At 62.5% G+C, this 7147-nt stretch carries 5 protein-coding genes and 1 pseudogene; 2 read left to right on the plus strand and 4 right to left on the minus strand.

Features of this window, described 5'->3' with window-relative positions:
* The 3 genes and pseudogenes from WEB61_RS06600 to WEB61_RS06610 all read right to left on the minus strand — a co-directional run.
* Positions 1-331 (minus strand): annotated as a pseudogene (locus tag WEB61_RS06600) (histone deacetylase family protein); the annotation flags it as partial.
* A gap of 48 nt (positions 332-379) precedes the next feature.
* Complete coding sequence (locus WEB61_RS06605; protein WP_368063540.1) at positions 380-1438, minus strand: MBL fold metallo-hydrolase; 1059 nt, start codon at positions 1436-1438, stop codon at positions 380-382.
* Positions 1439-1570: 132 nt separating this feature from the next.
* Complete coding sequence (locus tag WEB61_RS06610; protein WP_368063541.1) at positions 1571-3361, minus strand: acyl-CoA dehydrogenase family protein; 1791 nt, start codon at positions 3359-3361, stop codon at positions 1571-1573.
* Positions 3362-3463: 102 nt separating this feature from the next.
* Between WEB61_RS06610 and WEB61_RS06615 the strand changes: the two genes are divergently transcribed.
* The gene (locus WEB61_RS06615) at positions 3464-4435 is read left to right on the plus strand and encodes an L-threonylcarbamoyladenylate synthase (protein WP_368063542.1); all 972 of its coding nucleotides are present in this window, start codon (positions 3464-3466) and stop codon (positions 4433-4435) included.
* Between the two features lie 58 nt (positions 4436-4493).
* Here WEB61_RS06615 and WEB61_RS06620 read toward each other — a convergent pair whose 3' ends face one another.
* The gene (locus WEB61_RS06620; protein ID WP_368063543.1) at positions 4494-5375 is read right to left on the minus strand and encodes a VOC family protein; all 882 of its coding nucleotides are present in this window, start codon (positions 5373-5375) and stop codon (positions 4494-4496) included.
* Positions 5376-6066: 691 nt separating this feature from the next.
* On the opposite strand from WEB61_RS06620, the gene WEB61_RS06625 reads away from it, so the two are divergent.
* Positions 6067-7086, plus strand: coding sequence for a hypothetical protein (locus WEB61_RS06625; RefSeq protein WP_368063544.1), 1020 nt, complete (start codon positions 6067-6069; stop codon positions 7084-7086).
* Positions 7087-7147: the final 61 nt, after the last annotated feature.

Genomic DNA, 7147 nt, shown 5'->3' on the forward strand with positions numbered 1-7147 from the left:
GGCCGGCCATCACCTCATCGACCGCATGAACCGCGGCGCCGGCGGCGCGAAAGGCGGCTTCCGCCGATCCGGGCGACATGGCGGTGTCGGCATCGATGCGGCGGAAGCCCTCGTCCGGCGCGCCTTTTTCAATGCGCTCGATATGCGAGATCGGATGGACGCGAGCAATCTGTTCGCGGCTCGCGCGCGGTGCCTCGGCACGGGCAAGCAGCGCGAATTCTTCCGTCTCCAGCGCACCCAGCACGGCCCGCAGCCGGTCGGCGCATTCGGGGTGGCCCGGCGGCGTTTCATGTTCGAGACAGGCGGAATGGGTGACAAGAAGCGTGGTCATCGTCCGGGCCATGTGTATTTCCGACGGAAATATAGCATGCGCGGCCGCTCAGGCCCGGCGATACCAGTTGACGCCCTTTTCGTCGCGGCTGACGGTCGCAAGGCCGCGGCCGAGCAGGCAATTCAGGTGAGCGAGGCTTTCGCCGGTCGCCATGAAAAAGACGTCGGGGCCGATTTTGCGCTTGAAGAGCGCCGAGAATACGTCGATGGCGCGTTTCGGCTCGTCGAGCATCGCCAGCAGCTTCTCAAGACCTTCCTCATGGCCGTCGATCAGTTGCGTCAGGCGTGTGTGAAGCCCGTAAAAGGGCTCGTTGTGGGCGGGCAGCACCAGCAGATCGTCCGGCAGGTTGCGGCGCAGGCGCTTGCAGCTTTCGATCCAGTCTTCCAGCGGATTTTCGTAGGCTTCGGTCGGGTGCACGCTGACATTGGACGAAATGCGCGGCAGCACCTGATCGCCGGAAATCAGGATCTTCGCTTCCTCACAATAGAGACAGACATGCTCCGGCGCATGGCCCGAGCCGATAACGACGCGCCATGTGCGGCCGCCGATCGTCAGTTCATCGTCCTCGCGCAGACGGCGGAAAATGTCGGGCATGCGCGAGACGTGCCTGCCGAAGCCGCCGAAACGCGACGCATAGCTGTCGATACCGCGCTGGCTGAAGCCCGCCGCGCGGTAGAATTCGAGCGCTTCCTTCGGCGCCTCGCGGCCGGTGTCGAGGACCAGCGTCTTGCACATCAGAAAATCGGTGCGCGACATCTGGAGTTCGACGCTCCATTTGCGCGTGAACCAGCCGGCGAGGCCGACATGATCGGGATGAAGATGGGTGACGATGAGGCCCGTCACCGGCTTGCCCTTGAGACCGGTCTGAAAAACCTGACGCCACAAGGTCTTGACCTCATCGGTGGCAACGCCTGTGTCGACAACGGTCCAGCCGTCGTCGCCCTCGATCAGCCAGAGATTGATGTGGTCGAGCTGGAAGGGGAGCGGCATGCGCACCCAGGATATCCCCGGCGCAACCTCGATTACCTCCGCGGGTTCCGGCACCCTCCGGTCGAAGGGATAGCGGAGATCGGGGCTTTCGATAGTCGCCTGGGAAATATCGGACATTCAAAACTTTCGAACTGGCAAAACTTCAGAATCGATGCCGCATCAGGGGCCCGGCGACCAATCCGTGATAGGCGCAGGGGCGCGCGAGGTCAAACCACGAACCCGGCCGGCGCAGCGGACGCTACGGCAGGATCAGCTGAACTCGTCGGCCGTCAGCGCATAAAGGGTTTCGGCGCCCGCCGTGGCGGGGCCGAGAAGGCCGTGAACACCTGGCAGGATGTTGAGAGCGTAGAAATCGGCAAGCGCGAGGCGCGTGGCGGCGAAACCGCCCTGCCCGTCCTCCTCCGCCGTTTTCAGCGCGCCTTGTGCGAGGTAGTGGCCGCCGGCGACGGTGCCGAAGAGGCGCAGATAGGGCGTGGCGCCGGCGAGGCAATCGTTGGGCGCCGCCTTGAGTTGCGCCAGCATGTAAGCCGTCGCCTTGTCGAGCGTGTCGAGCGCCGCGTCGAGCGCGGCACCGATGGCGGCGAGCGTCTTGCGGTTCGACTGCCGCGCAGTTTTCGCCGTCATGCGCATTTCAGCGATAAAGCCTTGTGCCACCGAACCATTTCCGAGCGGCAGCTTGCGGCTGACAAGGTCGATCGCCTGAATGCCGTTGGTGCCTTCGTAGATCGGCAGGATGCGCGCATCGCGCAGGAACTGCGCGGCGCCGGTTTCCTCGATGAAGCCCATGCCGCCATGAATCTGCACGCCGAGCGAGGCGACCTCGCAGCCGATGTCGGTGGAGAAGGACTTCGCAATCGGCGTCAGGAGATCGGCGCGGGCCTGCGCGGCGGCGCGGATTTCCGCCGTTTCGCCGGCATGGGCGGTGTCGATGGCGACGCCGGTTGCGTAGCAGATCGCGCGCGCGGCTTCGGTCGAGGCTTTCATCGTCAGCAGCATGCGGCGGATGTCGGGATGTTCGACGATCGGCGCCATGTCGCCGGGTGCGAGGGTGGAGCCCAAAGGCCTGCCCTGCTTGCGTTCTTTCGCGTAAGCCAGCGCATGCTGGTAGGCCGCTTCGGCAATCGCCACGCCTTGCGTGCCGACCAGCAGGCGGGCGTTGTTCATCATCGTGAACATGCAGGCGAGGCCGCGGTTTTCCTCGCCGATCAGCGTGCCGAGGGCGCCGGTGGTTTCGCCGAAGGACATGACGCAGGTGGGGCTGCCGTGAATGCCGAGCTTTTCTTCCAGCCCGATGCAATGGGCATCGTTGCGCGCACCGAGCGAACCGTCTGAATTGACAAGGAATTTCGGCACGAGAAAGAGAGAGATTCCCCTGGTGCCGGGCGGCGCATCCGGCAGGCGGGCGAGCACGAGATGGACGATGTTGTCCGTCATGTCGTGATCGCCATAGGTGATGAAAATCTTGGTGCCGGTGATCCTGTAGGTGCCGTCGCCCTGTGGAACGGCTTTTGTTTTCAAGGCGTTGAGATCGGATCCCGCCTGCGGCTCGGTGAGGTTCATCGTGCCGGTCCACTCGCCCGAAACGAGCTTGGCGAGATAGAGCTGTTTCTGTTCGTCGGTGCCATGCGCCGTCAGCGCTTCGATAGCGCCTTGCGAGAGGATCGGACAGAGGCCGAAGGACATGCAGGCGGCATTCCACATTTCCTGCATCGCGACGGCGAGCGAAACGGGGAGGCCCTGACCGCCATAGTCCGGTGTCGCGGCGAGGCTGCCCCAGCCGCCCGCGACCCATTGGCGATAGGCCGCCGCGAAGCCCGAAGGTACTGATGCACCACCGTTTTTCAGCTTCGCGCCTTCGGCGTCGCCCGAACGGTTGAGCGGCGCCAGCACCTCGGCGGCGAGCTTCGCGCCCTCTTCCATCACCGCTTCGACAAGCTCCGGCGAGAGATCGGCGAAGGGCCCCCTGCCCGCCAGCGCCGAAAGCCCCGCGACTTCATTGAGGGCGAAGGCCATGTCGCGGACGGGCGGGCGGTAGGTCATGGGGGCAGGTCCTCTCAACGCGGGAAACGACGGAATTGCGTGGCTTTTTGGCCTTTTACTGTATTCTCCGCCGCAACGGTACCGTTCAAACAGGCAGGATCGATGACGGAATGCGTCGAAGCGAGCGCGGCGGCGATTGCCCGCGCCGGCGCGGCGATCCGCGAGGGGCGGCTTGTCGCCTTTCCGACCGAGACGGTCTACGGGCTCGGGGCCGACGCGACCGACGACAAGGCGGTGGCGCGCATCTTCGAAGCCAAGGGACGGCCGCGCTTCAACCCGCTGATCGTGCATGTGGCCGACGCGCAAGTGGCTGAAAAACATGCGGTTTTCAGCGACGAGGCGCGGAAACTTGCTGCTACCTTCTGGCCGGGCGGGTTGACGCTGGTGCTGCCGCGGCGGCCAGAGACGCCACTTTCGTTGCTGGTGAGCGCGGGGCTCGACACGGTGGCGCTCAGGGTGCCGGCGCACGAGATCGCGCAGGCGCTGCTGAAAGCGGCGGAGAGGCCCGTTGCGGCGCCTTCGGCCAACCGCTCCGGACGGGTGAGCCCGACGCGGGCGGCGCATGTGATGGCGGAACTTGGCGAGGCCGAAACGCTCGCGATGGTGCTCGATGGCGGGCCCTGCCGGCTCGGGCTTGAATCGACGGTAATCGGATTTCCTCAAGGAATTCCGACACTTCTGAGGCCCGGCGCGGTGGCGCGGGAGGCGATTGAACGGGTGCTGGGCCGGCCGCTGGCGGAAGCCGATGCGGGCTCGGGAGAGGAAGGCCGCGCCTCGCCGGGGCAGCTCGAAAGCCATTATGCGCCGGGTTCGTCCTTGCGGCTCAACGCGACGGAAGCGGGCGCGGATGAGGTGTTGCTGGCTTTCGGGCCGGGGGCGCCGAAGGCCAAAACATCAATGAATCTATCGACTTCCGGCGACCTGACCGAAGCGGCGGCCAATCTCTTCGCGATGCTCAGGGCGCTCGACGCGGAAGCGCAAGGGCGGGCGATCGCGGTGATGCCGATCCCCGATCAGGGGCTCGGCGAGGCGATCAATGACAGGCTGAAAAGGGCTGCCGCGCCAAGGGGTTAGGCTCTTTGTTCGGCCGCATTTTCTACGGAAAACCGGCGACCACTTTTCCGGAAAATGCTCAGGCCTGACCAACCAGCAGCGTCGGGACGCCATGCGTTGGCTTGCGGATGGTCGCGACCTCGGTGCCGGGCTTGCGGCCGGAGCGCATTTCGGAGACGTCGAGACCGGATTTTTCGAGGCGCGCATGGACCGGGCGAATCGACGGCACGCGCCAGGCAAGTCCCCAGAATCGTTCGCTTTTCGGCGCTTTCGCCGGGTCGAGCGATTGCACCACCTCGATCGTAACGCTCCCTGTACGGAAGAAAAGCTGGCGGACGCCCCATTCCGGTTTCGTCTGATCGAGCGCGAGACGGATGCCGAATTGCGCGCCGAACAAGGCTTTTGTGGCCTCGGCATCGGGCGTCATCACGACGATGTGGTCGAGGGCGGGGATCGCCTGATCTTCCGAAACGCCAGCGGAAAGGGGCGCCGGCGGCAGCGCATCGGCGGACCCAAGATGTTGAATTCCAAAGAGAAAAAGACCGCGTGTCGCCTCGCGCGGGAACATGATTGTGCGCCAGCGGCGCGTCGCGCCCGTCAGATCGTCCGTACCCGAACCATCGGTGGGCGCGCTGCCCTGGAGGCCCCGCGCGGCGAAGGCGCCTTGCGCGGCGGCGGCGTCGGCGAGGCCCAGCGCGAGCCCGAAAACGCCCTCGCCCACCTTGTCGAGATGGGCCTTCAGCATGTCGGCGGTCGGTCCCTCGGCGACCGGGGCGAGCAATTCGACATAGGTATTTGCCAGCCGATACAAGACGTTAGCCGATCCCATGCCGGGATGAGTGCCGCGCCAGGACGGCGCGCGGCCGAAGATCGCCGTGTAGTTTTTCTCGGCTTCCACCAGATCGCGGACCGCGATGATGACGTGATCGACGCCGGTGACTTCGCTCGTATTCGGGTTCATTTGTGACAGTCCTCTGGCCGCGGAAACGCCGCGCACTCTAGTGGTTCCCGAAAAGCCCCGCCAGCGGCGCAAAACGCAGTGCGTTTTGCGGTAATCGACAGCAGCGGAGGGCAGCGATACCCCCCTCTGTCACGGAACTGTCATAAAACTGTCACAAACGGAATTATCCCCGCCGGAATTTTCGTTCGTGTACGGATTATCAGGAAAGTTATCTCCGGTTTCGGGGCGGAGATTTTTCATGAGCGCGATTCGGGAGGCGGGTGAGGCGCATGAAAAAAGTTATCTCCGGGGGTGAGAAGATTTTGACGGAAGGGAATCACGCCCACGGGTATCGCCTTCCACCTGCGCTGCTTCGCAGCTTCGGCGGACAGGTTGGCGATCCCGAGGACCCCGGCCTTCGCCGCGGAGCCGCGGAGGAGAAAGTAAGAAGGGATTCACGCAGAGGCGCAGAGAAGGAAGAGGAGAGGAAGGATTGGTGGTGCTTCGCACCGGAAGGGGCGGTTGGCGGTTGCCCCTACACGTCCCCCACCCTCCGTCTTTGCCGGGCTCGACCCGGCAATCCAGAAGCCGCGCGCAGCGCGGCGTCTCGCTTCACGAAAACCCGCGAGGCGTCTACAGTCAGTGACATTGGGGTTTTTTCAAGTACCAGATTCAAATCCAATCTCGCGGCAACGGCGGAGACGCAGATCAAATGTCGACGAAATCATTTGAAATCCAGCCAATTGCAGACGAGTTGAATACGCGCGCCCGAGGACACCTCATCGGGCGACTGCCGTGGCTGCGGTCTGAACTTCACAATACGCAACGGTCAACTCCAAAACTTTTTACAAGCCTTACCACGCATCCTACGTGGGCGTTCCATCATGGCGGGCGGCCAGAGCTCCAATTCAATATCGGTTTTGAAGAAGTAGACGACCGTCAATTTTTAAGACACGGCGTCGCCTTTTCGTTTGAGCTAAGCAAGTCACTAAGAAATTTGGACGTATTGGTTCCAAAGGTGCGCCTATTCAATGACTATATGAGATTGTATCCAGAGCGCTACGCCGACATGCGCATGTGGCACTACAGAGAGGGGCCGCGTAGCGATGATTATCCGCCCTGCCCCATCTCTCCAGATTTCGTTTCTCCTGGTCCGTTTGTATTCTTGGGCAAAAGGCAGCCGTTAGATAGCTTCGAATATGAAGTCATTTTGACGGACTTTGATCGCCTTCTCGAAATCTATACATACGTCGAAAGCGGCGGCCGAGAAGCCAGTCCGGCAACATCGAACACGATCGGATTCCAATTTCAGGCTGGTTGCACAGATCGTGCTCCAGCGACCACAGCATCGTTGGCAGCGCGGGAGTTGAACATCACGCTAAAGCACAACGAGTTGCAAGCCGCTTTGTGCAAGCGATTGATCGCCAAGTACGGTGAAGACAATGTTGCGGATGAGCACTCAAACGGTGCGGGCGGCGAGATCGACGTCATCCTTCGCAAAAGCTCAAATGAATACTGGTACTACGAAATCAAAACCGCATGGTCTCCACGCGAATGCATTCGGCAGGCGTTAGGACAGATTCTGGAATACTCATACTGGCCGGGCGCGAACGAGCCAAGCCGGCTGATTATCTGCGGTGAAAATCCGCTGGATTACGAGGGCCGGCAATATATCGAGAAACTAAAAAGCAAGTTTCAACTCCCAATTCTCTATGAGGCTATTCCTCTCTAGAGCATTCTTTCTCTCGGCGTGGTTGGCGGCATCCAAGGATTCATTGCGAAGAGAGACGCCG

The sequence above is a fragment of the Parvibaculum sp. genome (genome assembly GCF_040882025.1).
Taxonomy (GTDB): domain Bacteria; phylum Pseudomonadota; class Alphaproteobacteria; order Parvibaculales; family Parvibaculaceae; genus Parvibaculum.